Consider the following 26,675-nt stretch of genomic DNA (forward strand, 5'->3'; position numbering starts at 1 on the left):
AAAACTGATGACTTTCAGTCAAGGGATTTCCTCTTTTATGCCTACTAGCCGCCTTTATCAGCAATTTCAACGGCTCGCCCAGCAGCTTGGCTGCGACGAGCGGGAGATCAGCCTCGCCGAGGTGGCGGATCTGCTCTGTTGCACCCCCCGCAATGCCCGCCTGCTGCTGCGCCGCATGGCAGGGCAGGGCTGGCTGTGCTGGACGGCGGAGGCAGGGCGGGGGCGGCGCTCCCGCCTCACCCTGCTCGACAACCAGGAGAGCCTGACCCGGCGCCGATTGCGGGATCTGCTGAGTCAGGGCCAGCTGGCGCAGGCGGTGCGGCTGGCCGAAGATCGCCTCGATCTGCTCACTCCGCTGCTGATCGAGCAGCTCGGCCAGGCCACCCGGGAGGGGCGCCAGATCCTGAGGGTGCCCTACTACCGGCCCCTGCCCGGTCTGTTGCCCACCGCGCCCTTGCGCCGCTCCGAAATTCACCTGAGCCGCCAGATCTTCAACGGCCTGACCCGGCGAAACGAGGAAAATGGGGAAATAGAGGGGGATCTCGCCCACTACTGGGAGTGTCTGGCCCCCTGTCACTGGCGCTTCTATCTGCGCCCCGTGGTGCGCTTTCACCATGGCCGCGAACTGGTGGTGGAGGATGTGATGGAGAGCCTGCAGGCCTTGCGGGATCGCCCGCTGTTCGCCCATCTGGCACGGCTGGAGAGCCGCTGGCCGCGCACCCTGGACATCCATCTCGACAGCCCGGATCCTCTGCTGCCGCACCTGCTGGCCGAGCCGGTGGCGGCCATCCTGCCGCGGGAGCTCAAGGGGGAGGCGAATTTCGCCCTGCAGCCGGTGGGCACCGGCCCCTATCGGGTGAGCGCCAACGACCCCCTGCACCTGTGCCTCGAAGCATTTGACGACTACTTCGGGCTGCGGGCCCTGCTCGACGAGATCGACATCTGGATGCTGCCGGAGCTGGCGGAGCGGCTGGAGAGCCACGTCAGGCTGGGCAGCGACACCCCGGAGCTTGGTTCCATGCGCGGGGAGTCCGAACTGGAATCCGGCTGCTACTTCCTGCTGCAGGACGACAGATCGGTCCCCCTGCAGGACCCGGCCCTGCGCCAGTGGCTGACCCGGCTGCTCAACCCCATCGCCCTGATGGCCCGGGTGGCACCCGAACTGCAGCGGGGCTGGACCAGCGCATTGGGCCTCCTGCCCCACTGGCGCGAGAGCCTGCCTCTTCCCGAGCCCGGCCCGGTCAGCCTGCCAGCGCGGCTGGTACTGGCCTGCTTCAACCAGCACCTGGAATTCAACGAGTGCGCCAGCGCCATGAGCAGCCTGCTGGCAGAGCAGGGGATCCAGCTCGAGGTGCGTACCCTGGACTACGGGCGCTGGGTGAGCGGGGAGGATGAAGATGTGGATCTCTGGTTCGGCACCCTCAACCTGGAGCATGAGCACGCCTTCGCCCCTTACGCCTGGCTTCAGGGCACCCCCTTGCTGCGCCGGGTGTGGGGCGGCCAGCAGGCCCTGTGGCAGGGATTGACGCAGTGGCGCGCCCATGGTGAAGAGCCCGGCCCCCGTGCCCTGCTGGCCGAGGTGCAGCGCCAGAGCTGGTTCGTGCCGCTGTTTCACCACTGGCTGGAGCTGGAGAGCCGGGTCGGCGTGCACGGCGTGCGCATGACGGCCCTTGGCTGGTTCGATTTTCGCAGCGCCTGGTTAAAGCCCGAGCAGGTGGCGCAGGAGCCGGAAACCGGTGGTGGCTCTCACCCCCAGGCAGGGACGCTTGAGTCGGACGGGTTGGCGCGCTAGCCTGTGCGCGGTCCTACGACAAGGAGTCGACACCCATGCTGGAAATGCAGATCCAACCCCGTTTTCAAGAGACGGACGCCCTCGGCCACATCAACAACACGGTGCCGGCGGTCTGGTTTGAATCGGCCCGTGATCCCCTGTTTCGCCTCTTCTCGCCCGAGCTGGATGTGCATGACTGGCATCTGATCATCGCGGGCTACACGGTGCAATTCAAACGGGAGCTGTTCTATGGCCAGATGGTGTCGATCAAGACCGGCGTGCGGCGTATCGGTACCAGCTCCTTCACGCTCTGGCAGGAAGCCTGGCAGGGCGGCGAGCTGGCGGTGACCGCCGAGACGACCCTGATCCATTTTGACTACCGGACCCGGCAGTCCATCCCTTTGAGCGAGGCTCACCGGGAGGGACTGAGGGTCTGGCTGGTAGAGAGTTAATCCGGCCTTCGGGCCCACCACAGGACACTTATGCGCACAACCGCGATCGCCCTGAGCCTCGGCTTGGGACTGGGACTCTGCTCCCTGCCTTCATTCGCCGCCTCCCTGGCCGAGCAGTTCACCCTGATGGAGAAGGGGGCCGACAGCGCCCTCGATACCCGCTTGTTCAGCCACGATGGCGTTGACATCAAGGCCTGGGTCGACGGCACGCCCGTCATCATCGCCGTGCCCATCCTGAACGAGCAGGGCAAACAGGAAGGGGAGAGCCGTTACTACTTCAAGGGCGGCAAGCTGTTCGGGGTGAAGGAGCCCGCCGCCCAGTTCGCCTTCGATGACAGTGGCAAGCTGACCCAGTGGCTGGACGACAAGGGGCAGCCTGCGGAGTTTGTCAGCAAGATGAGCATGCAGCAGCGGGAAGCCTGGCTGACCAGACGGGCGGCCGAGCTGGGCGGGTTGTTTGCGCCGAGCACCGCCGAGGAGAAGGCTGACAAGGGGGGCGTCAAGCTCAAGGGGGCCGAGCTCGCCCAGTGGCTCTGCAATGGCAAGCTGATGGCGCTTGCCGGAGGTGACAAGGTGACCTTCGAGCCGGCCAAACTCAAGAGGAGTGCAGAGGGCATCAAGGGAGAAGTTTCCCTGCGCCAGGAGAAGGGGTGGCAGGATCTCTGCCTCACCTGCGAGGTGCAGGGCAACCGGGTGACTCGCCTCACCTGGCAGCCGCTGCCGGGGGCCAACAAGCCGCAGTAAGGGCGGCAGCGTCAAAGAATGGGGGCCCACTTGCGGGCCCCTTTTTCATGCCGGTTACTGCTCGCCCAGGGTGAGCCGGGTGAGGGCCTCCACCCGTCGCCACTGACCGGGCTCGAACCAGCGTGCCAGGATCTCCGGCTGCTGGCTGGCACGGGCCTCGGCAGGCAGGGGCCTGATCTCGGCCAGATAGCCGGCCAACTGCTGCTCGAACCCCTGCTGGCTCTCTGCCAGCTGGTGCAACCGGTCTGCCGCCTCCGGTCCCAACTGTTCGCGCAGTGCGGCGTCACGCCCTACTGCGGGGAGTTGCTCCAGAGCCTGCAGATCGCCGAGCAGGCGGCTGTTGGCCTCCGCCTCCCGAAACCACTGGGGCTGCTCCGCCAGCCAGAGCTCCAACTCACTCGCCAGCAGCGGCTTGTCGGCATCGCTGGCCTCCGCCAGCGCCTTGCGGCGCAGGGTCCACTGCTCCATCAGCCTGTCCTCGGCAAACAGCTGCTCCTGCTCGGCCGGGGTGAAACGCTGCCTGCGCAACTGCTCGCGCTCGTCGAACAGCTTTTGCAAGCTGGCGAGGCCCGGATCCGCCGGCACCGTCAGGTTGCCCTCGGCCGCGAGAAAGGCTTCATGGCGGGCCTGCAGCGAGCCCTTGTCCGACGGCGGTGCGGCCTGCCTGACCAGAGGGGAAGCGGGCCCGGCATGTTGCGGCGAAGGGGCGGTTGCGTCAGCGGAGGTCCAATACTGCCAGCCCCCCAGCAGCAGGGCCGCCGCCATCGGAACGGCCATCAGCCATGCCCTGTTCATAGTCCCAGCCTCTGCAGGCGGTTGGCGTGCTGGCGATAGAGGTTGACCGGGTCGGTCTCGAACAGGTGGCGAATGCCGAACGACTGGTTCACCTCGTCCAGATGGTTCATGCGGTAGTGGGTGCCGATCACCTTGCCGAGGTGGCTGCTGCACACCCCGACCAGGCCGTCACTGGGCTCCTTGAAGAAGCTGCCGGTCAGCGCCAGCGCCGGATCCACCGGATCCAGGATGTTGGTCATGGTGCCGCGTCCGCTCCAGGAGAAGTAGTAGACCCCGTTGGCGGCCTGCATAGGCCCTTCACCGCAATGCTGGCTCGGCAGCCCTTCCGGGTAGCGCTGGTTGAAGCGCTGGGCGCCGGTGCTGGTGAGGGCGTCGAGGGCGGCGAGGGGATCCTGCGGCAGCTGGCTTCCCCCGGAGAGCAGCGAGATGACCCCGGACAGGGCCGAGGCGGCGGCCACCGCCAGACCTTCGGCCGCCGAGCCCGGCGTCACCTTGGCCCGCACCAGGTCGGCGATCTCCGAGCCATGGTTGACCCCGCCCACGCTGGTGGCGGAGGCGACCAGCTCGGGGGCGACCGAAGCGACATAGCGAATGGTGGGGCCACCGTGAGAGTGGCCGATGAGGTTCACCTTCTCCGCCCCCGTGATGGCGAGCACCTGCTGCACCTGCTTGAGCAGCTGTTCACCGCGCAGCTCCGAGCTCTGGGTGGCGGAGACTTGGGCCACGTAAACCTTGGCGCCATCCCGGGTCAGGGCCTGGGGGATGCCGTAGAAGTAATCGACCCCGAGCAGCTTGTCGAAACCGAACAGACCGTGCACCAGCACTATGGGGTAGCGGGTCTGGGTATAACCGGCCCCCTGACCCAGCATGGGCAGGGCGCACAACAGCATCAATAGCCATCTTTTCATCTTCACCGTCCTTGTGAAAAAACCGGCTGCATTCTGGTCGTCACCGGGGCAGCCACCGGCCTCATGCCAGTACCGGCAGCATGGTGGCTGAACTCAGATGTATCTGTGGATGGGATCACTAAACCGGGGATTGCAGAAAAACCCTACCCATATGGGCAAAAAAGGCGGCACCAACTATTCCTTGTGTCTGCCCATCAAATAAGTTAAATAACAATTATTATCATTTGAGTGATCGAGTCATGACGGGAACCTGGGTGAAGGGATGGGTCGGTACCACCGGAGCGGACAGCAGCATGGCGCACTGGAAGGCGCAGACCCTGAGTGGCAACCGCCATTTCGATGCGGGGGAGTACGCCAGGGCGCTCGACTGCTATCAGCAGGCGCTGTGGCTTGCCCGCCAGCAGTTTGCCGACTGGCACGATGCCGACGAAGCGGTGGCGGCCCTGGTGGTGGCCCATCACAACCTGGCGGATCTGCTGGTGGCCATGACCCTGCCGGATCGGGCCGCCGACCTGCTGTGTCACATCCATGATTGCCTGCTGGCCACCAGCCAGTCCCCCACCAGTTCCGCTGCCCTGCGGGAGGCGGCTGTTAGCCACGCCCGCAGCACCCGTACCGAGCTGCTCGCCTTTCTGGGCAAACACGGTCATCACGACGGCATCCAGCGCAGCCTGGGTCAATGTCTGTGTCAGACCGGCTCTGCCCATCAACTGCATTGAGCCCAACAGGAGAGACAATGAACATGAGCCATACCCTGCCAGCCCTTCCTTACGCCTATGACGCGCTGGAACCCCATATCGATGCAAAGACCATGGAGATCCATCACAGCCGTCACCATCAGACCTATGTCACCAACCTCAATGCCGCCCTGGCCGATCTGCCGGAGCTGGCTGCCCTGCCGCTGGAGGCATTGCTTGCCCGTATCGACAGCCTGCCGGCCCAGGTTCAGGGGGCGGTGCGCAATCACGGCGGTGGTCACGCCAACCACAGCCTGTTCTGGCAGGTGATGAGCCCAGCAGGGGGTGGTGAGCCGGGCGGCGAGCTGGCCGCGGCGATCCTGCGGGATCTGGGCGGGCTGGAGGCCTTCAAGCAGGCCTTTACCCAGGCGGCATTGAGCCGTTTTGGCAGCGGCTGGGCCTGGCTGGTGGTCGATGGGCGCGGCAAGTTGCAGGTGGTGAGCAGCGCGAACCAGGACAGCCCCCTGATGGAGGGGCTCACCCCGATACTCGGGCTGGATGTGTGGGAGCATGCCTACTACCTCAAGTACCAGAACAAGCGTCCCGACTACATAGCCGCGTTTTACAACGTGATCGACTGGGGCGAGGTGGCACGGCGTTACGTGGCGGCGCTGGCCTGACGCCCCATTTCACCTGATGAAAGAGACCCGCCTGTTGGCGGGTCTCTGCTATTGAGGGGTCGGCGCGCTGCTGGCAGCCGGATTATCCACGGGTGTTGCTTCGCTCGGCACGGCTGCGCTGGTGGCTGGTGCACCGCTGGTTGCAGCCGCTGCACTGGTGGCTGTTGCAGCGCTCACGGCCGTTGCCTGCTTGGCCTTCGGCTGATGAGGGGGCGGTGCAATGGGCAGGCAGGGCTGGCTTGCCCCTATGGTGCTCAACGCCTGGCAGGGGACCGGGCCGCCGATGACGATGGGCTCGCCGAGGAACTTGGGACCCTTGTCCAGCACGTAGAGGTCGAGCAGCCCCATCAGGCGGGCGAACACCTCGCGCACCCGGGTCTTGATGCCCTGATAGGCGCTGGGATCCACGGCGTTGAAGCCGACCGCCTCGATGCCGAAATGGCGGGCGATGAAGATGGCGCGCTCGTTGTGAAAGGCCTGGGAGACCACGGTGAAGTGGGCCTGACCGAACACCTCCTTGGCACGCACGATGGAGTCCAGAGTCCGAAAGCCGGCGTAATCGCTGTAGATGGCGTTGGCCGGGATGCCGGCCTGGATCAGGGCCCGCCGCATCTGGCGCGGTTCGTTGTACTGCACGGTGGCGTTGTCGCCGGAGACCAGGATGTAGTCCACCTTGCCGTTGTTGTAGAGCTCGGCGGCGGCCTTGATCCGGTATTTGAAGTAGTGGTTCGGGCTGCCGCCAATCAGGTATTTGGAGGTGCCGAGCACCAGGGCGACCCGGTTGTAGGGCACCGCGTTGACGTCGTCGTAGGTGTAGTGACGGGCGTCCGAGACGGTCCACTCGCTGTAGCCAAGCAGGGCGGCGATGGAGGCCAGCAACAGGCAGAGGCAGGCGAGCAGGATCTTGGCAAACTTCTTCATGCGCGGTGCGGTTCGGGTCTGAAGTAAGAGAAGACAGGGGGTCATTCTATTACAAGTTGTTGTGGCGCGTCAGGTTTGATGGCGGCGCAGGGGCTCACTCGGGCAGAGGTTGTCGCAGCGCGCGCCAGGATCCCGGGCTTATCAAACGGCGCCATAAACAAGGGGCGGCCATGGCCGCCCCTTGTCATAGCCGTCTCGTCCTCAGTGGGATGAGTCGTTGGCCTTGCACTCGTCGGAGTCCTTGTTGGCTTCCCACCAGGGCAGCAGCTCGCGGCCGAGCCACTGCTGGTAGGCCTCGCTGTCATTGGCAATCAGCTGGTCCAGCTCGGCTTCGAAGGCACTCATGGCCTGCTCTCGATCCGGGCCTCGCAGGGCCCGGGCCATGGCCAGCCAGCTGGCGCCGCGACCGGTCTCGTTCAGGAAGCGGTGCACGGTGTAGGACCAGGAGTAGACCATCTCGCCGCCCTTGTCGTAATCCAGGTGCAGGATGTCGGCCAGGGCCGGACGATCGCTGGCCGGGCGGCCGGCGACGTTGTCCAGACCACGGGCGAAGCACTGACCGTGGGCGATGAACTCCGCCAGCCCTTCCGACCACCAGGTGGTGCGGTTGAGCGGGTAGTGGCCGAAGCTGCCGTACTGGTTGAAGCGGCCGTCCAGGTAGTGCACGTACTCGTGGCGCAGGTTCCACACCTGGAACGCTGGGCGCTTCCACTCCGCCTCGTAGGCGAAGAAGCGGGCCTGGTTGCCGGGGCGAGCCGGATCCCCTTCGAGGTAGATGCCGCCGTTGTCGGTGGAGACGCCACCGAACAGGGCACTGCCGTAGCGTTTCCAGTCGGCGGAGGAGTTGAAGACCACCAGTTCCAGCGCCTCGTTGTGATCGTCCGCCACCGGCTGCCAGCCGGTCTCCATCTGCTGGTGGAACTGCTGCTCTTCGGCACCCAGTTCACGGCAGATCCCTTCGGCCTGGCTCATGGTCAGGTCCTGGGCCCGCAGGCGCAGGGTCGGCGAGCAGGTGTGCTCGAACGGCAGCACGTCCTCCACCCGGACAGGGGTGCAGAGCCCGGCGAAGTCACCGCTGATGCAGGCTTCGCTGGTGCGGTCCGTGTAGGTCAGGTAATAGGTGGAGAGGGTCAGTGACATGTCTTCCAGCAGATCCTGACTCTGCTGGCCGCCGGGGATCAGGTCGTGGTGGCGAACCAGTGCGATGACGGAGTCATCCAGCAGCTTGCGGTAGTCGTCGAGCTCGTCCGGGCGGGTATAGCGAGCGACCCGGTAGAGGCGGGTGTAGGCATCCAGCACGTTGTTGAGCAGGAACAGATCGGCGCCATCCCTTCCTTGCCACAACGCGAGCTCGCTCATGCCGAGGGCGTGCAGCTGCTTGCGCAGCTCGCCATCCTGCTGGCGAAAGTCGTTGGCGAAGGGGTCGCTGTAGTCGCTGGCGAAGTCGAGGAAGTTGAGCAGATCGAACAGACCGGTCGCCCAGGCGTGCTGGCCGTTGATCTCGCTGGCATGGCGGGTGCTGTAGGCCAGCATCTGGTTGAACTCGCCGAGCAGGGTGCCAAAGCGGCTTTGCACTGCCGGGCTCTTGAACTGGCCGTGCAGGGCGATGCTCCAGGCACCCATGACGGCGCCTACTTCGTCGCTGGCCTGCTCCGGGAAGAGCAGCGGATGGGCGCCTAGCGCGGTCAATGCCTCGGCCAGCGCCTCGGCGGCGGCCGGGCCGTCTTCCTTGTGCTTGCCGTAGTTGTGGTAGTTGTGGGCACGCACGTATTCCAGCAGCAGCTTCATGGCCGGATGGGCCGGCTGATTGGCCGCCAGCAGGCTCTGGATACCGCGGGACACGGCCAGCAGCTTGGTGTCATCGTGACCATAGTTCTCCTGCCAGACCGGCGCTGGTTGGCCACTGGCATCCTGCACTATCCTGGCCGCGTCGGCGTCCAGCAGTTCGGTGCCCGGCAGATCCGGCTCGGAGCAGGCGCGGCCGTCGGCACGGCGACAGTCGAGCTGCTCTTCCTTGCTGGCCAGCACGATGGGGCGGTTGAGCACCCGGCTCTCCTGCCACTCGGTTGTTTCCGGCAGGGTCTGCCATTCGCTGCCCCCCACCGGGTATTGATAGCCGGTGTCCTTCAAGACCACCTGCACTTCGCTGCCGGCGGGCAGGGTCTGACGGCACACCCGGTAGCTGATGGTCTTGTCCCCTTCCTGACGGGTCTGGGGTTCATCGCACTCCTGCTGGGCCTTGATCTCGTCCAGCAGCCAGGTGTACTGGCGCCAGACGTGCAACTCGCTCACCTGCTTGGCGGCCTGGCTGCCCGCGATGGGCTGCAGGCGGAAGAAGATCTGCTCGAGGCGACCATCCCGTTCGTTGGGGGTCTCTTCCAGCACCTTCAATTGCTGCCAGTTTTGCGGCTGGTACTGCCATGCCTGCTCGGCGCAGCGACCTTCGGCGTTGAGCTCGCAGCGATCCAGCTCCTGCTCGCTGTGACCCAGGATGACCCGCTCAGCCAGCGGCAGACGATCCTGACGCGGCGCGGTCGGGGTGCCCGCCAGCGGCTCCCAGCGGCCCTGCTTCATGCCGTAGCCATAGTCATAGCTGCTGGCCGGGACGGCCTTGCTGGCCGGTACCACCTCTTCACAGCTGAGGTAGCGGATCTGCCAGCCCTGCTCGATCTTGAGTTGCGGCTCGCCGCACTGCTGCTCTGCCAGTGCGGCCAGGTTGGCATCACTCCAGTCGAAGCGGCGATACACCCTCAACTGCTGATAAGAGGCGTCGCCGCTGCGGGCGCTCAGTTCAAAGGTCACTTCGGTGAGACGATCCCCCAGCTGACGGCTGGATTCGCCGTTGAGTTGATACTGTTGCCAGTCGGAGGGGGAGTAGTTGGCCAGCGCCGAGGTAGCGAGCAGGCCTGGGGCTGCCAGGAGCAGTAGTCGGGGAGAGAGGTGCTTCATCATGATCCCTTTGGTGGATGGAGAGGCGTGGGGACCAGAGAGGTTATTGGGCTCCAAAGGAATATCAATTGGCCAGATGGCGCAGCGAAATGATGCATTCGGGAGCAAACAACATAAAAACAGCCCCAAAGGGGGCTGTGTTGATAGCAAGGACTCCGCCCCATATGGGGGAGGCGTCACTCCTCTTGTCGCAAGCTGCGGGCGAGCAGGGTGCGGGAGGGTTTCAGATTGCCGCCGAGATCCGGCCAGGGATGCCACTGGTCCGGCACCATGAAGCCGGGTAACGACACCCTGATCCAGGCGGCCAGCTCGGCAGATGGTGCCGGTTCGCCGTGCCAGTCGATGAAGGCGGCGGGCCTATGCCCCCACTCGTCGCTCGGCACCGGCACCACCAGGGCCTGGGCCACGGCGGGGTGATCCACCAGCCGCTGCTCTATGGTCTCGGGCTGGATGTTCTCCCCCCCCGAGATGAAGAGGTTGTCGAGCCGCCCCTCCACCACCAGATCGCCCCCCGGAGTGAGGCGGCCCTTATCCCGGGTGTGGAACCAGCCCTCTTCATCGAGGGGGCGCACCAGCTCGCCTTCCCTGAAATAGCCGGCAAACAGGGTCTCACCGCGCACGCAGATCTCCCCCTGGCGGATGCAGACCTCCCGCCCCGGCAGCGGGCGGCCCACCACGCCGGCGGCGCAGGGTTGCCCGGTGCAGACCTGGCTGCCCATCTCGGAGAGGCCATAGCTCACCTTGGGCTCCAGCCCCAGAGCGGTCAGCCGGTTGACCAGGGGCGCCGGGATGGCGGCGCCCCCGAGCAGCAGCTCTCGCACCCGGGTGCGGGATGGGTCGAACCCCTGTGCCAGCAGGCGCCAGAGCTGGGTCGGCACCAGCGAGAGGTGGGTGATGGGCTGATCCTCGAGCCGCGCCTTGAGGGGCCGGGTGCGATCGTCCAGCACCAGGGCGGCTCCCGCCAGGAAGACCCGAAACAGGATAGCGTAACCGCCGACGTGAAACAGTGGCAGGGAGAGCAGCCAGCCACAGGCTTCGTCCAGGGGGATCAGGGTGGCGGAACCCCGGGCCGAGGCGAGGTGGTTGGCGAGGCGGTGGACCACCGCCTTGGGGGTACCGCTGGATCCCGAGGTGAGGATCATGTTGTTCGGCTGGTCGGGTACCAGCGGGGACTCCCCATCTGCGGCCAGCTCGCCCGTGAAGTCGAGGCTGAGGGCTTGCCAGTCGCCCGCCGGGATCTCGCCTGCCGACCAGAATGCCCGGGCCTCGAGCTGGCTCGCCAGTTCGCTGTGTCTGGTTGCCGGAAAGGCGGGATTGAGGGGGCAGAAGACGATGCCGCTGCGCACGCAGGCCCAGGCCAGCAACACATCCTCTAGGGCGCCGCGCACCACGGCGGCGAGATGATCTCCTCGTTCCAGCCCGGCCCGGGCGAGCTGATTGCACAGGTTGTTGAGGCGCAGGTCGAGGCGCTGGTAGCTAAGAGGCTCCCCGCTGTGGATGGCAATGCGATGAGGGGCCAGTGTCGCCCAGCGTCGTACCGGGCAGGTTTCCTGCCGTGGGATCTGACGGGTCACCATGGGTCAGTCACGGTGAAACAGGGGGTCCATCCTGCCCGGATCGGGTTGCCCTTGCTTGTCCAGCAGATCCCTGGCCAGCCAGCGGCGGGTATCGAGGCCAGGGGCCTGATCCGGCGCCCACTCCCCTGCGAGGCGGGCGAGCTGGCCGAGGCCGAGACCGGACTCGAAACAGGAAGAGACGATCACCTTGAGCTTCAGTTCGCGAGCGCGGGCTACCAGGGCCTCGCTGTTGGCGAGGGCGCCGAGCAGGGTCGGCTTGAGCACCAGGGCGCGCAGTTGCGGGATGGGCTCCCAGGGTTTGCCCTGAGCCAGCAGTTCGTCCAGCGCCACCGGCATGCCGGTGTGGCTGGCGACGAAGGCGATGTCCTCGAAGTCGGCGCACAGATCTTCGAGGTATTCGATGCGATTAGGATCCAGGTGGCCGCAGAAGGCCCAGGCCTCCTCGCGGGTCCAGCCCTGGTTGGCGTCCAGGACCAGCTTGAGGTTGGGGCGCCGATCGAGCAGCAGCCGGATCAGCGCCAGCTCGTCGCGCATGGGGTAGCGGGCTACCTTCAGCTTGGCCTTGAGGGGGGTCTCGTGCAGCCACTGTTTCCAGTTCTTGAGCAGCTCCTGGGGGGAGCCCTGGATCAGCGGATAGGGCTCGGGCAGGGGGGCACCCTGCTCGGGCCAGCTACGACGGGCGCAGTCGAGCCCGAACTGCACCGAGGGCAGCTGTGGCGTCGGGGTCTGTCCCCGCGCCAGCTGCGCCAGACAGTCGAGGGCCTCGGCCTGGGCATCGGCCAGGGTCTCTTTGGAAAATCCTGGCAGGGGGGCTATCTCCCCCCAGCCATCGTCGATGCGTACCAGCAGGCCCTCGCGCGCTACCTGCAACTGACCGTGAAAGGCCAGGGGCTGGGTAAAGGGCAGTTGGTAGCGGTAGAGGGCGAGTGTCATCAGGGATTCCGCTTGTATTTGGAGAAGTCGGGACGGCGTTTCTCGTTGAATGCATTGCGCCCTTCCTGACCCTCTTCGGTCATGTAGAACAGCATGGTGGCATTGCCTGCCAGCTCCTGCAAACCGGCCTGGCCGTCGCAGTCGGCGTTGAGGGCCGCCTTCAGGCAGCGCAGGGCCATGGGGCTGTGTTGCAGCATCTCGCGGCACCAGCGCACGGTTTCACGCTCCAGCTCGGCCAGGGGCACGACGGTGTTGACCAGCCCCATGTCGAGGGCCTGTTTGGCGTCGTAGAGGCGGCAGAGGAACCAGATCTCCCGAGCCTTCTTCTGGCCGACGATGCGGGCCATGTAGGAGGCGCCCCAGCCGCCGTCGAAGGAGCCCACCTTGGGGCCGGTCTGGCCGAACTGGGCGTTGTCGGCGGCGATGGTCAGGTCGCACATCATGTGCAGCACGTGGCCGCCACCGACGGCATAGCCAGCCACCATGGCTACCACGGGTTTGGGGCAGGTACGGATATCACGCTGGAAGTCGAGCACGTTGAGGTGATGGGTGCCTTCATCATCCTTGTAGCCACCGTAGTCGCCGCGGATCTTCTGGTCGCCGCCGGCGCAGAAGGCCTTCTCGCCGAAGCCGGTGAGGATGATGGAGCCGACCTTGTCGTCGTAGCGGGCATCGGCCAGGGCTTGCAGCATCTCTTTCACGGTGCGGGGGCGGAAGGCGTTGCGCACCTGGGGACGGTTGATGGTGATCTTGGCAATGCCCTCTGGGGACTTGTGATAGAGGATGTCCTCGTAACCGGCGGAGCAGTCGTGCCACTCGACAGGGGCATAGAGCTCGGCTTCCGTCATTGCTTCAATCATGGATCTTCTCTTCTGGTTGGTGAGCCCACTCCCGCAGGAGCCGGGCAAAGGTATCGGGCTGGCTTGTGTGCAGATTGTGTCCGCCATCCAGAGCCAAGTGTTTGATATTGCAGCCTTGCTTTACCAACTGGCAAGCGAGGGCATGGAATTTGTGATCCCGGTTGCCTGAGATCCACTGCACCGGCAGCCGGGTATCCCGAAGCCAGGGGGCGAGATCCGGCTGCCGCCCCAGGGACGTGGCCCTCAGCATGGCGGCCACGGCCTTGCCGTCGTTGCCAAGGCGGCGTGCGGCCTGGCGGATGCGGGCATCGTCGTCCAGATCGGCGAAGACGCCCTGGCGGTACCAGTCGGCAAGCACCCGGGTCAGGGGCTCGCACTCGAAACGCCGGGCCCAGGCTTCATCGTGAGCGATGCGGGCCGGACGCTCACCGGCAGGCAGCCCGGGGTGGCAGTTCTCCAGCAGCAGGGCCTGCAACCCCGCCGGGGTGTGGCTGGCGTGATGAAGCGCGAGCCGACCCCCCAGCGAATACCCCACCAGCCGGTAGTGGGCGATATCCCGCGCGGCCAGCTCGTCGCAGAGCCAGCGATGGGCCTCGTCAAAGTCGCTCACCCGCAGTGCCCGGTTGCGGCCGTGGCCCGGCAGATCCAGGGCATGGCACGGGACGCCGTGCAGGGTCTGGATGACAGGTCGCCAGTCGTCGGCATCCCCCAGCAGGCCGTGCAGCAGCACCAGCGGCACGGCGGTATCAGAGACCACGGATAGCGGCTCCCAGTGCCTTGAGATCCTCGGCGACTTCACTGCTCGGTACCTTGATTTCAATCAGGGTTACCCCGTTTTTCAGGGCTGCGGCATAGTCCCGCTCAAATGCGTCGAGGGTGGTGGGGGCCCGGTAGTGCAGGCCGAACATGGCGGCGGCGTGCTCGAAGTGCAGGCCGTGGGGCAGGCAGTAGTAGGTCTCCAGCAGGGCGTCCTGGGTGGGCACAGGCAGCATGCGAAAGATGCTGCCGCCGTCGTTGTTGAGCAGGATCACCACCAGGGGGCGGCTCCCCTTGCCGAGCAGCGCCAGGCTGTTGAGATCGTGCAGGGCACTGAGATCCCCGAGCAGCAGGGTGGTGGGCTCGCGACTGTCAGGCGGGACCGACTGTGCGAAGCCGTATGCGGTGGCGATAAGGCCATCGATGCCGGAGGCGCCGCGGTTGGTCATCACCCGGCTGGGGCCCTTGCCCACCTCGCCCAGCATGTCCATCAGCCGGGCCGGCATGCTGTTGCCGACGAACAACTGACCCTGGATGAGCTGATTCAGGCGGTGGCACACTCCGAGCTCCGAGAAGCGATCACAGGCGGTGCGGATCTGCTGGCTGATGACCTGCTGGCACGCGGCCAACTGGTGCCAGGGCTGCTGGGAATGAGGGATTGGATGGGCGGCCGCAAAGGCGGCGGGGTCGCACACCAGGCGACGGCGCAGCCGATAGTCGGGGTCGAGGCGTGCCGGCTGCGGGTCCACCAGCCAGTAATCCTGCCAGGGGTGTTGTTTGATGAACTGGCCGAGGCGCTTGGAGATGAGGCGAGCGCCGAATTGCAGCAGTACCTCGGCGCGGGCCAGCTCGGCCACGAAGTCGCTGTGTTGCAGGGCGAGATCCGTGTGGACGAGATTGCGATCATCAAAGCGGATCTGGCTTTGCAGATCCGCCAGCAGGGGCCAGCCGAGGCGGTCTGCCAGCTCGGCCACCGCCTTGCCTTGCACCGGATCCTGGATGCGCCCGGCGACGATGACACCGCGCTTGCCCTTCAGCTCATCCCAGTCCGGTTGGGCGGGGCAGCCCGGCTCGCCCGCCAGCCAGGGGCTCCAGGGCTTGGCCGAGTGCAACCAGTCGCCGAGGGGCGCCAGGTAATCGGAAAAGTCCAGATAGTGGTCGCCGGGGTAGAGGGGCTCGGGGTACATGCAGTTGAAGTGCACCGGCCCCGGGGTGTGCGCCTGTCGGGCCAGGGCCTGATCCACCGAGCTCAGCACGAAGGCCGCCGGAATGGCGGGAGTGGGGCTCGGCAGATTTTGCTGGTAGACGGGGTAGCGACCGAAGATCCCCGGCTGATCGATGGCCTGGTTGGCCCCGTTGTCGATGAGCTCGGGTGGCCTGTCGGCAGAGAGAATGATGAGCGGGACCCCGGTGAGCTGGGCTTCTGCCACCGCGGGCCAGAGGTTGGCCACCGCGGTGCCCGAGGTCATGATGACCGCCACCGGGCGGCCGCTGCCCTTGGCCAGCCCCAGCGCCATGAAGCCCAGACCCCGCTCGTCGAAGTGCAAATGGCGGCGAAAGCCCGGGTGGGCTGCGGCGGCCATGGTGAGCGGCGCCGAGCGGGAGCCGGAGGCCAGAGCGATGTCGCGCACGCCGAGGCGAAAGAGCTCTTCCAGCAAGAGGGAGGACCAGACATGGTTGAAGGTGGCGTGATGGCTGGCAAAGGCGTGATGCGCGGACACGTGGCTGGCGGACATGAAGCTCTCGCAGTGAGGAGTCGGTGAGAAACGCTATCCCAGCAGGGAGAGCACGTTGGCGATCTTGTTGTCGAGTTCGGCCCACTCGGCGGCGGGCTCCGATCCCGCCACTATGCCGGCACCGGCGAACAGGCTGATGCGCGGGCCCCTGATCCGGGCGCTGCGAATGGCGACGGAGAACTCCGAGGTCTCCCGGCTCAGCATGCCGCAGGCACCGGCATACCAGCCGCGATCATGGGGCTCGCATTCACGGATGAAAGCGAGCGCCGCCTCGCGGGGGGCGCCCCCCACGGCGGGAGTGGGGTGCAGGGCAGCCAGCAGTTGCCAGTCGCAGACGCCGGGTTTGAGCTCTGCCTCGATGTCGCACTTGAGGTGTTGCAGCAGCCGCAATTTCAGAATGCGCGGCTCGGTCAGGGTGGCATCGGTCGTGAGGGGGGCCAGGCGGCTGAGAATGTCGGCGTGAACCAGCCGGTTCTCCAGCCGGTTCTTGCTGTCGGCCAGCAGCTCGGCGGCCAGGGCCGCGTCGGTCGCCTCATCCCCGGAACGGCGAATGGTGCCTGCCAGCGCCTCGGTAAAGAGGTGGCCCTTCTCCCGGCGGTAGAGGCGCTCGGGGGAGCAGGAGATGAAGCTCTGCTCGGGGGAGAATTGGAAGCCGAAGTGGAAGCATTCCTGGGCGTGGCGGGCCCACTGTGTCAGCAGGGACCAAGGGCAGAGGGGCGCATCGTGCGCCTCGCTCTGGAGCAGACTCTCCCGCGACAGCACCACCTTGGGGGTGCGGGCCTGGAAGTCGGGGGCCGTGACCTGCTCCACCAGGGTCTGCCACTGGGCAGGGCCCGGCAGGTCCTGGCGCTGCCATGGCCGCTTTTGCAGGGCGGGCAGGGGGGCCTCGGGTTGCAGGGCATCGAGCGCCGCCTCGGCGGCGCAGAGTTCGGCTTCGAATGCGTGACCCTCTTCCCGGGCGGGCAGCCAGAGATTGAGGCAGAGGCTGGTGCACTCCCCCCGGCGTACCAGTTCGATACGGGGCAGCACGAAGCGGCAGGGGCCAAAACCCTGCCAGCCGGGCAGATCCGGGTCGAACGCCAGGCCACCGTAGTAGCGAGGGCTGTCTTCACTGGCCGTGCCGGCAAGGTCGCAGACCCGCTGGATATCCTCCGGCCGCGTCAGCTCGTGGATGGCGCCAAGCGCCACGTACTCCGGGCTCTGTTGCCCTCTGGCGTGCCAATAGATGCGGGGGTAGAGCGTCTGGGCCGCCAACCAGCCGGGAAAGACGTCGACGTGAGCGGCCACGCGCAGTCGCACGAAACCGCTGACAGTGCTGTGACGCAGGGCGTCCAGTTGTTGCTTGAGGTGGGTCTGAGCCAACATGGATGTCTAGTCTGAGCCGGATAATCGCGATCGCTCCGGGGGAGGATGGCGCAGGTTGATGCCAAAGGGCGACGATTTCCTATATATTATCTGCCCATTCGTCCATGTAAATTGCCTGGGGGAGCCGACGCCCCCGCGCAGCCAAGTATACCTAAATCCGGTTCGATAACCCTTAACACGATCAATATCTGATTGTTTGGCCATCACAATATGACAAATACCTTCTCTGTTTGGTTGCTGGCGGCGCGTTTGCGAACACTGCCCCTGGCGTGCTCCTCCATCTTGCTGGGCTCGGGGCTGGCAGCCAGCCGGGGAGCGTTCGACGGCACCATCATGGGGCTCTCCCTGCTGACCGCCATCCTGCTGCAAATTCTCTCCAATCTGGCCAACGACTATGGCGATGCGGTCTCCGGTGCCGACAACGGGGAGCGGATCGGTCCCCAGCGCGCCGTGGTTTCCGGCCTCATCACCCGGCACCAGATGTGTGTGGCCATGGGGCTGACCGCCCTGGCGGCCGTGGTGAGCGGCCTCTCCCTGCTGGTCTGCGCCTTCGGGGAGGCGTGGCAGCAGATCCTGACGTTCATCCTGCTGGGGGGGGCGGCCATCGTCGCGGCCATCACCTACACGGTGGGCAAGAGCCCCTACGGCTATCGCGGCTTCGGGGACATCTCGGTATTCCTGTTCTTCGGCCTGCTGGGGGTGCTCGGTTCCTACTACCTCTTCACCCATAGCCTGGAGTGGGACCTGTTGCTACCTGCCACCGCCTGCGGCCTGCTGGCGACTGCCGTGCTCAACATCAACAACGTGCGGGACATCGAGACCGATGCCGCCAGCGGCAAGATCACCCTGGCGGTACGCCTTGGCCGCAACCGGGCCATCGCCTATCACTGGGTCTTGCTGGGGGCGGCGCTGCTGGCGACCATCGCCTTCCTGCTGACCCAGCCTGCGAGCCTCTGGCCCTGGATCTTCCTGCCCGCCATGAAGCCCCTCACCGATGCCGCCCGCACCCTGCGAGAGAGTTTCGATGGCGAGGTGCTGACCGGCGCCCTCAAGAAGACCGCCATCAGCGCATTTCTGTTCAGCCTGCTGCTCTCCGCCGGGCTGGCGCTCACCTGAGGCCGACGCGTTTGGCAATGAAAAGGGCTCCCGAACGGGAGCCCTTTTTGTTGATGTGTCGACGCGTTGTTGTTTCATCAGACCGATGTGATGAGCGCCAGGGGAGGAGCATGCCGCCAGGCGAAGGATGATGCCAGGTGATGCAGACGACGAGGGCCCCCGACAGGGAGCCCTCGTGTGCATGAGGCGGGCTTGCCCCTGACGGGTCAGCTTGCCTGGGCCACGGCCGGGCGGCGAGAGAAGAAGAGACTGTCCAGCAGCCAGATGGCAACCATGGAGGCCCCCACCAGCGGGAAGCAGATCCCGAGCACGACCAGCACCGCGATGGCACCGCCCATGGGAGGCAACTTGGCGGGCAGGGGCGGGGCGGCGAGGCGACCACTGGGACGGCGGCTCCACCAGATCCAGAGCCCGCTCACCGAGCTTGCCAGAATCATCAGGCAGATGAGCAGCATGACGAGCTGGTGCGGCCAGCCGTAGAGCTTGCCCATGTGCAGCATGACGCCGGTTTCCACCGTCTTGGCGACCGGGCCGTAATCCTGCCAGCGCACGTCGACCAGCACCTTGCCGCTGTATTGGTCGATGTGCAGGGTGGCGTCGTTGCGGGGATCATCGGCAAAGATGGCGATGGTATAGACGCCGGTTTCACCGACCGGGGGGGTGATGCTGTAACCCGGGCTGACCCCACGCTCGCTGGCGATGTCGACCACCTGTTGCAGCGGAATGCGATGGCTGGCCATGACCATGCCCTCGTGTCCGCCGCCATGGGTCATGGCGCTGTGATCATGGCTCTCTGCCGTGGGTTGGGAGCTCGGCATGGGCAGGGTCTCGGCCCCCCAGGAGACGGTCTGTTCGTGAGCCTGGTTGAGGCTGCGGGTGAGGGGGGCCGACTTGGGCACCTCGTTCCACATGGCCGCAGGGAAGCGGTTCCAGACATCGGCGAACTGGCCGCCCCAGAAACCGGTCCAGGTCATGCCCGTCAGCAGCAGCAGCAGCAGGAAACCTGCGCCCCAGAAGCCGACCACGGCGTGCAGATCACGCCACCAGAGACGGCCGCGCTGGTGCATTCTCGGCCAGAGGATGCCTCCCACACCCGGCCCCTTGCGGGGCCACCAGAGATAGAGTCCGCTGACGAGGAGCACGATTCCCCAGCCTGCGGCCAGCTCGATCAGGCGATCACCTGTTGTGCCAAGCATCAGCTCCGCATGGAGAGCGCGCGCCACCGCCTGCAGGTTCCACTTGTTGTCCATGGTGCCGAGCAGGGCGCCGTTCGCGGGATCCATGAAGAGGGTCAGCTCCTGCCCTTCACGCATCACGACTATCTGGGCGCTCGCGTCTGCTGCCACCGAGGGCAGGTATTTGCGCAGGCTGGCGTCCGGCATGGCGATGGTTGCCTTGGCCAGCAGCTGGTCGGCACTCAGGGTCTGGGTGGCGGGCGTCACCTTCATCAGCTCGGGGTAGAGCAGGTTGTCCAGCTGCGGTTTGAACAGATAGACGATGCCGGTGAGGGAGAGCAGGATCAGGAAGGGGGCGACGAAGAGACCGGCATAGAAATGCCAGCGCCAGATCCGTTGGTAATAACTTGCGTCTTGTTGCTTCATCGTTGATCCCTGGGTGAACGCCAAAAGGTTTCAGTAGGTGGAATGTTTTGAGTGGCGCGGATGATAGCAGCAACGTTTTGTTAACTGCAACAGAACATGTCGAAGAAATGTACATTCCGCCACTGGGGTAAAAACGGGGGGTGAATGGCGCTTTCCGTTCACAATGGGGGGAGCTTCATGGACTTTTCGGGGATAAATTCTTACTTTGTGGCAACACAGGGCATATCAGCCGCAGCGAAGGACTCAAGGCAGGAGGTGAACGTGCAAGCACACGGCCATTTTGAGATGCAGCGACAAGGGCAACTGCTGATCTGTCGGCCGAGCGGCCCTTTCAACCTGGCAGGCGCCATGGCCTATGAGGGCAAGTTCAGCCAGCAGATAAGCCGTTTGCAGGGAGCCCCCTGGGGCATCGTCGAGGTCGCGACCGAGTTCGAGGCCGCCGGCCCCGAGGTGCTGGCCCGTTTTCGTCGCCAGTTCAACTGGTGCGCCACCCATGGCTGCGCCTTTCTGGCGGTGGTCATGATCGGGGATTTCAAACGTTATCTGGCGGATCACGTTTTCAGCGAGCTTCCCTTTCAGGAGGTGCGCTATTTCGAGGAGGAAGCGCAGGCCATCCACTGGCTGACACAGCGCCTCGAGGGGCTGCAAGGCAAGGAGATCCACGTCAGCACGGGTTGAACACCCCGGTTACTCCAGCCTGATGAACCACTTGTCCCGCTCGTCGAGGCAGTCGGGCTCCCCCATCTCGAATTCACGGCAGATCAGCGGCCGCACCTCGTAGATGCGACACATCATGGTGTTGCGGTCGAGGGCGGCGCACCAGCCATCTTCCAGTCTGTGCATCACGGGCACTTCTCCTTCCCGTTCCTCGATATAGCGGTCCGGCACGCCGGTGTCGGTGAAGAGCATCACCTCGAGGCGGCAGCAGCAGGCTTCGCAGTTCTGGCAGCTCACATCGCTCTGGATTGCTTGGGTCATGTCACCTGTCTTGCCGCATGGCGGCGAATGATATGAAACAGGCGCCTGTCAGGCGCCTGTGGTCTGGCTGGGGCGTGTGAAATACCTTAGCCCAGTTTGCGGGCACGGTAGCTGCGCCCCTTGATCTTGCCTTCCTGCAACCGCTTGAGGGCGGCGCTCGCCACCTGGCGCTTCACCGCCACGTAGGAGTACTGCTCGGAAATCTGGATCTTGCCCACATCGGCCCCGGCAATGCCGCCTTCGCCGGTCAGGGCGCCGAGGATGTCACCGGCACGCACCTTGCTCTTGCGGCCTGCATCGATGGAGAGGGTCACCATCTGCGGCGCGATCGGCTTGATGTCGCGGCCGATCCCGGCCAGGTCGCCCTGGGGAATGGGGGCCTGCTGGTACTCCTCGATGAAGTTGACGCGCTGGGCCTCGTTCGGCTGGTAGAGGCTCAGGGCCAGGCCCTGCTGGCCAGCGCGGCCGGTACGGCCGATGCGGTGCACGTGCACCTCGGGGTCGTAGGTGAGCTCGTAGTTGATGACGGCCCCCAGCTCCTTGATGTCGAGGCCGCGGGCCGCCACGTCGGTGGCGACCAGTATGGTGGCGCTGCCGTTGGCGAAGCGCACCAGCACCTGATCCCGCTCACGCTGTTCCAGGTCACCGTTCAGCGCCAGCGCCGAGAAGCCCTTGGCGGCCAGGTGATCGGCCACGTCGTTGCAGGCGCGCTTGGTGTTGCAGAACACCACGCAGGAGCCCGGTTGGTAGTGGCTGAGCAGCCAGGTGAGGGCATCGAGGCGCTGGCCGGCCGGCACTTCATACAGCTTCTGTTCGATGGCGCTCTCTTCATGCAGGGACTCCACGCTCACCTCCACCGGATTGCGCTGCACGCCGCGGCTCATCTGGGCGATCCCTTCCGGATAGGTGGCGGAGAAGAGCAGGGTTTGCCGGTCCCGCGGGGCGTGGCTGATGACCCGGTTGATGTCTTCACCAAAGCCCATGTCCAGCATGCGATCCGCTTCGTCCAGCACCAGCGTCTTGAGATCGTCGAGCTCAAGGGTGCCCTGCTCCAGGTGCTTGAGGATCCGGCCCGGGGTGCCGACGGCGATGTGGGCGCCAAAGCCCAGGGTGGCGGATTGCGGTGCGGTCGGGGTGCCGCCGCACAGGGTCACCAGCTTGACGTTGGGCAGGGTACGGGCGAGACGGCGGATCTCGGTGGCCACCTGATCCGCCAGCTCGCGGGTCGGACAGAGCACCAGCGCCTGCACGGCCAGCCGGTTGACGTCCAGCTTGGCCAGCAGACCCAGGCCGAAGGCCGCGGTCTTGCCGCTGCCGGTTTTCGCCTTGGCGATCAAATCTTTGCCGTCGAGCACCAGGGGCAGGCTCTGGGCCTGGATCGGGGTCATCTGCAGATAGCCCAGGCTGGCGAGGTTGTCCTGCAGGGCGGAGGAGAGGTTCAGGCTGCTAAATTCGCTGTTGTTCACAAAAGGACTCTATGTCGGAAAACCAGAAATGGGGGTGCGCGGTGCGCAAGGGGGCGCATCATACCAGAATGTGCCGCCGGATGCGGTGAATATTTGAACGGTTGGCGTCATGGGTTGCCGATGGAGGCTTCTGTCTGCGTTGGCGGGCTTGCGGTATGTAAAAAGAGCACAATGGAGCAGGGGGTGGTCATGGCCAGATCATGATGAATGGCGAGAAAACGTTTTTAATTAAACATGCCCTGGTGATGATGAGTCATCGGAGGATGCCATATGGGATATGGTCGTTATTCAATCTATATACGAATGAGGAATGAAATTAACAAATGAGCATAACTTATTGTTTTTGATTTATTTTTAACCTCATCCATTAACGATTAATAATCGTGTGTCATGGCAATTAATTTAAAAACGTTTGTATTATTTCGCATGCATATTTTTACCGCGGATTGTGATGATTCTCTGATTTTTAAATATGCAGTTCTTTATGATGGCGCCGGTCAAAAATAACAATTCAATGGGTGCTACTGGTATGGAATACGTTCATTTCGTGCTCGGACTCGTGATGGTCCTGGCATTGGCGTTGCTGGCAAACCGCCGCAACTGGAAACAGATCAAGCTGCGTTACATCGGCCAGCTGCTGGTGGTCGAGCTGGCGCTCGCCTGGTTCATGCTCAACTCCGAAGTGGGTCTGGCGGTGGTGGGTGGCTTTGCCGCCGGCTTCACCAAGCTGATGGAGTTTGCCAAGCAGGGGACCGACTTCGTGTTCGGCGGTCTGGTCAACGAAGGGGCTTTCTCTTTCTTCCTGATGGTGCTGATGCCCATCGTCTTCATCTCCGTGTTGATCGGCATTTTGCAGTACATCCGTCTGCTGCCCATCGTCATTCGTGGCATCGGCACCGTGCTGGCCAAGATCAACGGCATGGGCAAGCTGGAGTCCTTCAACGCCATCAGCTCCATGATCGTCGGTCAGTCCGAGAACTTCATCGCCCTCAAGAACATACTGCCGCACTTGAACGAGAAGCAGATGTACACCCTGGCGGCGACGGCCATGTCCACCGTCTCCATGTCCATCGTCGGTGCCTATATGCAGCTGATCGAGCCGCGCTACGTGGTGGCCGCGCTGGTGCTCAACATGTTCAGCACCTTCGTGGTGCTCTCCCTCATCAACCCCTACGAGCCCGACAACACCGTGACCGATGCCAAGGCGCTGGCCGAGGGTGACGAGCACCACACGCCGAAGAAGGAGAACTTCTTCGAGATGCTGGGGGAATACATCATGGCCGGTTTCACCGTGGCGGTGATCGTCGGTGCCATGCTGGTGGGCTTCATCGCCCTGATCGCCCTCATCAACTACCTGTTCGAGGCGGCGTTCGGCGTCAACTTCCAGCACGTCATGGGCTACATCTTCTATCCCGTTGCCTGGATCCTGGGCATCCCGGGCAGTGAAGCGCTGCAGGCCGGCTCCATCATGGCGACCAAGCTGGTGACCAACGAGTTCGTGGCCATGATGGATCTGGGCAAGATTGCCGCCGAGCTCTCCCCGCGCACCGTCGGTATCCTCTCCATCTTCATGGTGTCGTTCGCCAACTTCAGCTCCATCGGCATCATTGCCGGTGCGGTGAAGGCGCTCAACGAAGAGAAGGGCAACATGGTCTCCCGCTTCGGTCTGAAGCTGGTCTATGGCTCCACTCTGGTGAGCCTGCTCTCCGCCGTTATCGCCGGTGTGATGATCTAGGTCCTCCCCCCGCGCTGCTCATGACGACCCCCTGCCTTGGCAGGGGGTCTTTTTTTGGGCAGATGAGCGGGTGAACAGAGGAGGGGACTGGTCGGCAGCCCGGCCATCAAGCGCGGGGGTCTTCCACCTTGATGTTGGCGGGGACCCGCTTTTTGCCCAGCACCATGGCGCGGACCAAATCGCTGCGGGTGAGGCGATCGGTCAGGAGTACCACGGCCGCATGGATGCCAACGGCGGCCATCAGGGTGTTGGCGATGATGCCGTGCAGCTCCTCCAGCCACTCCTCGCCCCAGAAGGCATCCCAGGTGGTGAGCCAGCCGGTGACGACGGTCCCGACCAGGGACAGCAGCAGCAACCAGATCATCAGGGAGCCGACCGGATTGTGGCCGAGGTAGTAGGGGTGGCGCCCCTGGGCGAGCTGACGCAGGTAGTAGCGGACCCGGGCAGGGGTTGGCCACCACTGGCCGAAGCGGGCGTAATAGGGGCCGACCAGTCCCCACAGCAGGCGGATGATGAGCAGGATGCCCACCGCGTAGCCAGCATATCTGTGGGGTTTGCTACCCTCTTCCAGCACGAAGAAGTTGAGCAGGCAGAGAGTGACGGTCGCCCAGTGAAACACCCGGATGAGGGGATCCCAGACTTTCACTTCAGAGGCAGGTGTCATGGCAAGGCTCCATGGTGGGGGCCGGGGGAAGACCGGCCCAGGGCGGCGTTACTCGTCGATCTCTTCTTTCACCTTTTTCAGGTCGGTCGGGTCGAAGTAGATCTCGACCTTGCGCTTCTCCTTGTCCCAGCCGTAGATCTCGTAGCAGCCGGTCTTGGTGGCCTTGAACTTCTTGATGTCGTATCCCATCGCCTTGATCTGCTGCTGGGCGTCGGCTTCGCTCATCCACTTGCTCTTGTCGGCCTGGGTGCATTGGGGGTCGGCCAGGGCTGCGCCGCTCAACAGGGGGATCAGTAACAACAGGGGGGTCAGTTTCATTGCTTGCTCCTTGCGGGTGGTTGGGTCAACAGTCGCAAGGCTAATCAAGGCGCATTAAGGAAGAATTAAGGGAAAAGGGAAATGAATGGCTCTCCCCGGCGGTGGGCCGGGGAGAGGGTGATCAGCTTAGCTTGCCCCTGACCAGCCACTTGTCCAGCGCATTGGCGAAGCGCTGCTTGTCGGCGGCGTTGAAGGGCGCAGGGCCACCGGTCTGGACGCCGGCAGAGCGCAGCTCCTCCATGAAGTTGCGCATCCCGAGCCGTGCCTGGATGGTCTCCCGGGTGTAGATCTCGCCCCGGGGATTGAGCGCCTCGCCCCCGGCGTCGATGACCCAGGAGGCGAGGGGAATGTCGCCGGTGATCACCAGGTCGCCGGGCTTGACCTGCTGGGCGATGACATGATCTGCCACATCGAAGCCCTTCTCCACCTGCTGGGTCTTGATGAAGGGGGAGGGGGGGACTCTGAGCCCCTGGTTGGCCACTAGCGTGGTCACCACCTGGGCGCGGTGGGCGGCGCGGTAGAGGATCTCCTTGACCGGGATGGGGCAGGCATCGGCATCAACCCAGATGGGCATGGCATGGCTTCCTGTGTCTGGAACGGGTGGCGCATCTTAGCATGGCTGGCGCGGGGCGGCTGCCCCGGGGCTGAGTCGTCCCCGCCTTTGGTGTAAGCTGGGGCCTGCACATGAAACGAGAAGGAGACGAGATGGATCGGGTGCCCGGTGACGTGATTTATGGCCTGACCCTGGACGGCAAGGGGGGCATGACCCCGCTGGCTGAAGGTAGCGAGATCCCCGGTGCCCAGCCCGGCTGGCTGCATCTGGACTATGGCAACCCGGAGTCGGCGCGCTGGCTGCTGCAGACGCCGCTGCTGGGGGAGGCGGCCCGGGAGGCCCTGCTCGGCCAGAGCAATCGTCCCAAGCTGGTGCGGATGGGGGAGACGGTGCTGCTGATCCTGCGCGGCATCAACCACAACAAGGATCACAGGCCTGAAGAGATGGTTGCCCTGCGGATCTTCATCACGCCGGATCTCATCATCAGTAGCCGACGTCGTCCGCTGCTCTCCGAGAAAGATGTGTTCGAGCAACTGTCGCTGGGGGGCGGTGCCGACACACCCGCCGACTGGCTGGTGGAGATCTGCGACGCCCTGACCGACCGGGCCGGGGAGTTCGTCGAGGAGCTGCACGACCAGATCCTGGATCTGGAGGAGATGGTGCTGATGCGCGACCTGCCCGCCAACGGTCGGCTTGCGCGCATCCGCAAGCAGCTCATCATGATCCGTCGCTACCTCTCCCCCCAGCGGGATCTGGTGGCGCGCCTGGCCAACGAGAAGATCAGCTGGCTGGACGAAGATGACAGGCGACGCCTGCTCGACATCGCCGACCGCTTGCGGCGCTGGCTCGACGATCTGGATGCCGGGGTGGCGCGCACCGCCGTGCTGGCGGACGAGATCAACAACCTGATGGCGGAGGCGACCAATCGCCGCGCCTACCAGATGTCGGTGATGGCGCTGCTGTTCCTGCCCGCCAGCTTCCTGACCGGCCTGTTCGGCATCAACCTGGGGGGGATCCCCGGGGCCGAGAGTCCGACCGCCTTCTGGGTGTTTTGTGGCTTCCTGCTGGTGCTGGCGACCGGACTGGCGGTCTGGCTCAAGCACAGGCGCTGGTGGTAAGG

The 26,675-nt window shown here is 64.8% G+C and carries 25 protein-coding genes; 9 read left to right on the forward strand and 16 right to left on the reverse strand.

From position 1 onward, the window contains the following. The first annotated feature begins 37 nt into the window (after window positions 1-37). Genes sgrR through AB5Y64_RS19025 form a run of 3 tightly spaced genes read left to right on the forward strand, consistent with a single transcriptional unit; the run spans window position 38 to window position 2,967 of the window. On the forward strand, window positions 38-1,792 hold the full coding sequence (gene sgrR / locus AB5Y64_RS19015) for an HTH-type transcriptional regulator SgrR (RefSeq protein ID WP_039039785.1): 1,755 nt from the start codon (window positions 38-40) through the stop codon (window positions 1,790-1,792). 35 nt (window positions 1,793-1,827) lie between these two features. Next, a complete protein-coding gene (locus tag AB5Y64_RS19020; RefSeq protein ID WP_010672731.1) occupies window positions 1,828-2,223 on the forward strand; it encodes a thioesterase family protein in 396 nt (131 codons plus the stop codon). Between the two features lie 30 nt (window positions 2,224-2,253). Further along, on the forward strand, window positions 2,254-2,967 hold the full coding sequence (locus AB5Y64_RS19025; RefSeq protein WP_010672732.1) for a hypothetical protein: 714 nt from the start codon (window positions 2,254-2,256) through the stop codon (window positions 2,965-2,967). 54 nt (window positions 2,968-3,021) lie between these two features. Here AB5Y64_RS19025 and AB5Y64_RS19030 read toward each other — a convergent pair whose 3' ends face one another. Then, window positions 3,022-3,762: a lipase secretion chaperone gene (locus tag AB5Y64_RS19030; protein WP_039039784.1), complete on the reverse strand. Its 741-nt coding sequence runs from the start codon at window positions 3,760-3,762 to the stop codon at window positions 3,022-3,024. Beyond that, window positions 3,759-4,670 carry a triacylglycerol lipase gene (locus AB5Y64_RS19035; protein ID WP_039039783.1) on the reverse strand — a complete coding sequence of 304 codons (912 nt, stop codon included), beginning with the start codon at window positions 4,668-4,670 and terminating at the stop codon, window positions 3,759-3,761. Before AB5Y64_RS19035 ends, AB5Y64_RS19030 begins: the two co-directional genes overlap by 4 nt. Before the next feature lie 293 nt (window positions 4,671-4,963). On the opposite strand from AB5Y64_RS19035, the gene AB5Y64_RS19040 reads away from it, so the two are divergent. Together AB5Y64_RS19040 and AB5Y64_RS19045 are read left to right on the forward strand one after the other, a co-directional pair. After that, complete coding sequence (locus AB5Y64_RS19040) at window positions 4,964-5,389, forward strand: hypothetical protein (RefSeq protein ID WP_039039822.1); 426 nt, start codon at window positions 4,964-4,966, stop codon at window positions 5,387-5,389. Window positions 5,390-5,412: 23 nt separating this feature from the next. Beyond that, window positions 5,413-6,027, forward strand: coding sequence for a superoxide dismutase (locus AB5Y64_RS19045; RefSeq protein WP_039039821.1), 615 nt, complete (start codon window positions 5,413-5,415; stop codon window positions 6,025-6,027). A gap of 48 nt (window positions 6,028-6,075) precedes the next feature. On the opposite strand, the gene AB5Y64_RS19050 is transcribed toward AB5Y64_RS19045, so the two are convergent. The 8 genes from AB5Y64_RS19050 to AB5Y64_RS19085 all read right to left on the reverse strand — a co-directional run bounded on the left by AB5Y64_RS19050 (window position 6,076) and on the right by AB5Y64_RS19085 (window position 17,124). Next, entirely contained in the window at window positions 6,076-6,993 is a 918-nt protein-coding gene (locus AB5Y64_RS19050) for a vancomycin high temperature exclusion protein (RefSeq protein WP_039039782.1), read from the reverse strand. A 156-nt stretch (window positions 6,994-7,149) separates the two neighbouring features. Next, window positions 7,150-9,897, reverse strand: a complete 2,748-nt coding sequence (locus tag AB5Y64_RS19055; RefSeq protein ID WP_368204344.1) for a collagenase — start codon at window positions 9,895-9,897, stop codon at window positions 7,150-7,152. Between the two features lie 176 nt (window positions 9,898-10,073). Next, window positions 10,074-11,474 (reverse strand): o-succinylbenzoate--CoA ligase, encoded by a 1,401-nt coding sequence (menE, locus tag AB5Y64_RS19060; protein WP_368204346.1) that lies wholly within the window; start codon window positions 11,472-11,474, stop codon window positions 10,074-10,076. 3 nt (window positions 11,475-11,477) lie between these two features. After that, the gene (menC, locus tag AB5Y64_RS19065; protein WP_104451956.1) at window positions 11,478-12,407 is read right to left on the reverse strand and encodes an o-succinylbenzoate synthase; all 930 of its coding nucleotides are present in this window, start codon (window positions 12,405-12,407) and stop codon (window positions 11,478-11,480) included. Then, entirely contained in the window at window positions 12,407-13,255 is an 849-nt protein-coding gene (gene menB / locus AB5Y64_RS19070; protein WP_010672740.1) for a 1,4-dihydroxy-2-naphthoyl-CoA synthase, read from the reverse strand. Before menB ends, menC begins: the two co-directional genes overlap by 1 nt. A 4-nt stretch (window positions 13,256-13,259) precedes the next feature. Then, the gene (menH, locus tag AB5Y64_RS19075; protein ID WP_368204348.1) at window positions 13,260-14,024 is read right to left on the reverse strand and encodes a 2-succinyl-6-hydroxy-2,4-cyclohexadiene-1-carboxylate synthase; all 765 of its coding nucleotides are present in this window, start codon (window positions 14,022-14,024) and stop codon (window positions 13,260-13,262) included. Further along, window positions 14,014-15,759, reverse strand: coding sequence for a 2-succinyl-5-enolpyruvyl-6-hydroxy-3-cyclohexene-1-carboxylic-acid synthase (gene menD, locus AB5Y64_RS19080; RefSeq protein ID WP_368204349.1), 1,746 nt, complete (start codon window positions 15,757-15,759; stop codon window positions 14,014-14,016). The genes menH and menD overlap by 11 nt, the downstream gene beginning before the upstream one ends. Before the next feature lie 33 nt (window positions 15,760-15,792). Beyond that, entirely contained in the window at window positions 15,793-17,124 is a 1,332-nt protein-coding gene (locus tag AB5Y64_RS19085) for an isochorismate synthase MenF (protein ID WP_043154006.1), read from the reverse strand. Window positions 17,125-17,334: 210 nt separating this feature from the next. Here AB5Y64_RS19085 and AB5Y64_RS19090 point away from each other — a divergent pair, with 210 nt between their 5' ends. Next, window positions 17,335-18,240: a 1,4-dihydroxy-2-naphthoate polyprenyltransferase gene (locus AB5Y64_RS19090; protein ID WP_029313608.1), complete on the forward strand. Its 906-nt coding sequence runs from the start codon at window positions 17,335-17,337 to the stop codon at window positions 18,238-18,240. Window positions 18,241-18,446: 206 nt separating this feature from the next. Here the strand turns inward: AB5Y64_RS19090 and AB5Y64_RS19095 are convergent, their stop codons facing one another. Beyond that, on the reverse strand, window positions 18,447-19,841 hold the full coding sequence (locus AB5Y64_RS19095; RefSeq protein ID WP_368204350.1) for a PepSY-associated TM helix domain-containing protein: 1,395 nt from the start codon (window positions 19,839-19,841) through the stop codon (window positions 18,447-18,449). Between the two features lie 255 nt (window positions 19,842-20,096). Here AB5Y64_RS19095 and AB5Y64_RS19100 point away from each other — a divergent pair, with 255 nt between their 5' ends. Further along, entirely contained in the window at window positions 20,097-20,519 is a 423-nt protein-coding gene (locus AB5Y64_RS19100; protein WP_039039773.1) for a hypothetical protein, read from the forward strand. A gap of 9 nt (window positions 20,520-20,528) precedes the next feature. Here AB5Y64_RS19100 and AB5Y64_RS19105 read toward each other — a convergent pair whose 3' ends face one another. After that, window positions 20,529-20,819, reverse strand: coding sequence for a YkgJ family cysteine cluster protein (locus AB5Y64_RS19105; RefSeq protein WP_039039772.1), 291 nt, complete (start codon window positions 20,817-20,819; stop codon window positions 20,529-20,531). Between the two features lie 86 nt (window positions 20,820-20,905). Next, complete coding sequence (gene dbpA, locus AB5Y64_RS19110; RefSeq protein ID WP_039039771.1) at window positions 20,906-22,285, reverse strand: ATP-dependent RNA helicase DbpA; 1,380 nt, start codon at window positions 22,283-22,285, stop codon at window positions 20,906-20,908. Window positions 22,286-22,814: 529 nt separating this feature from the next. On the opposite strand from dbpA, the gene AB5Y64_RS19115 reads away from it, so the two are divergent. Next, window positions 22,815-24,020 (forward strand): NupC/NupG family nucleoside CNT transporter, encoded by a 1,206-nt coding sequence (locus tag AB5Y64_RS19115; RefSeq protein WP_010672751.1) that lies wholly within the window; start codon window positions 22,815-22,817, stop codon window positions 24,018-24,020. A gap of 106 nt (window positions 24,021-24,126) precedes the next feature. On the opposite strand, the gene AB5Y64_RS19120 is transcribed toward AB5Y64_RS19115, so the two are convergent. The 3 genes from AB5Y64_RS19120 to AB5Y64_RS19130 form a co-directional block, all read right to left on the reverse strand. Next, the gene (locus AB5Y64_RS19120; protein ID WP_039039770.1) at window positions 24,127-24,684 is read right to left on the reverse strand and encodes a cytochrome b/b6 domain-containing protein; all 558 of its coding nucleotides are present in this window, start codon (window positions 24,682-24,684) and stop codon (window positions 24,127-24,129) included. A 48-nt stretch (window positions 24,685-24,732) separates the two neighbouring features. After that, window positions 24,733-25,002: a PepSY domain-containing protein gene (locus AB5Y64_RS19125; RefSeq protein ID WP_010672753.1), complete on the reverse strand. Its 270-nt coding sequence runs from the start codon at window positions 25,000-25,002 to the stop codon at window positions 24,733-24,735. Window positions 25,003-25,123: 121 nt separating this feature from the next. Then, window positions 25,124-25,576: a YaiI/YqxD family protein gene (locus tag AB5Y64_RS19130; RefSeq protein WP_039039769.1), complete on the reverse strand. Its 453-nt coding sequence runs from the start codon at window positions 25,574-25,576 to the stop codon at window positions 25,124-25,126. 131 nt (window positions 25,577-25,707) lie between these two features. On the opposite strand from AB5Y64_RS19130, the gene zntB reads away from it, so the two are divergent. After that, window positions 25,708-26,673: a zinc transporter ZntB gene (zntB, locus tag AB5Y64_RS19135; RefSeq protein ID WP_171865294.1), complete on the forward strand. Its 966-nt coding sequence runs from the start codon at window positions 25,708-25,710 to the stop codon at window positions 26,671-26,673. Window positions 26,674-26,675: the final 2 nt, after the last annotated feature.

Origin of the sequence: Aeromonas sp. R5-1 (assembly GCF_040908265.1) — a bacterium.
Classification (GTDB): Bacteria; Pseudomonadota; Gammaproteobacteria; order Enterobacterales; family Aeromonadaceae; genus Aeromonas; species Aeromonas caviae.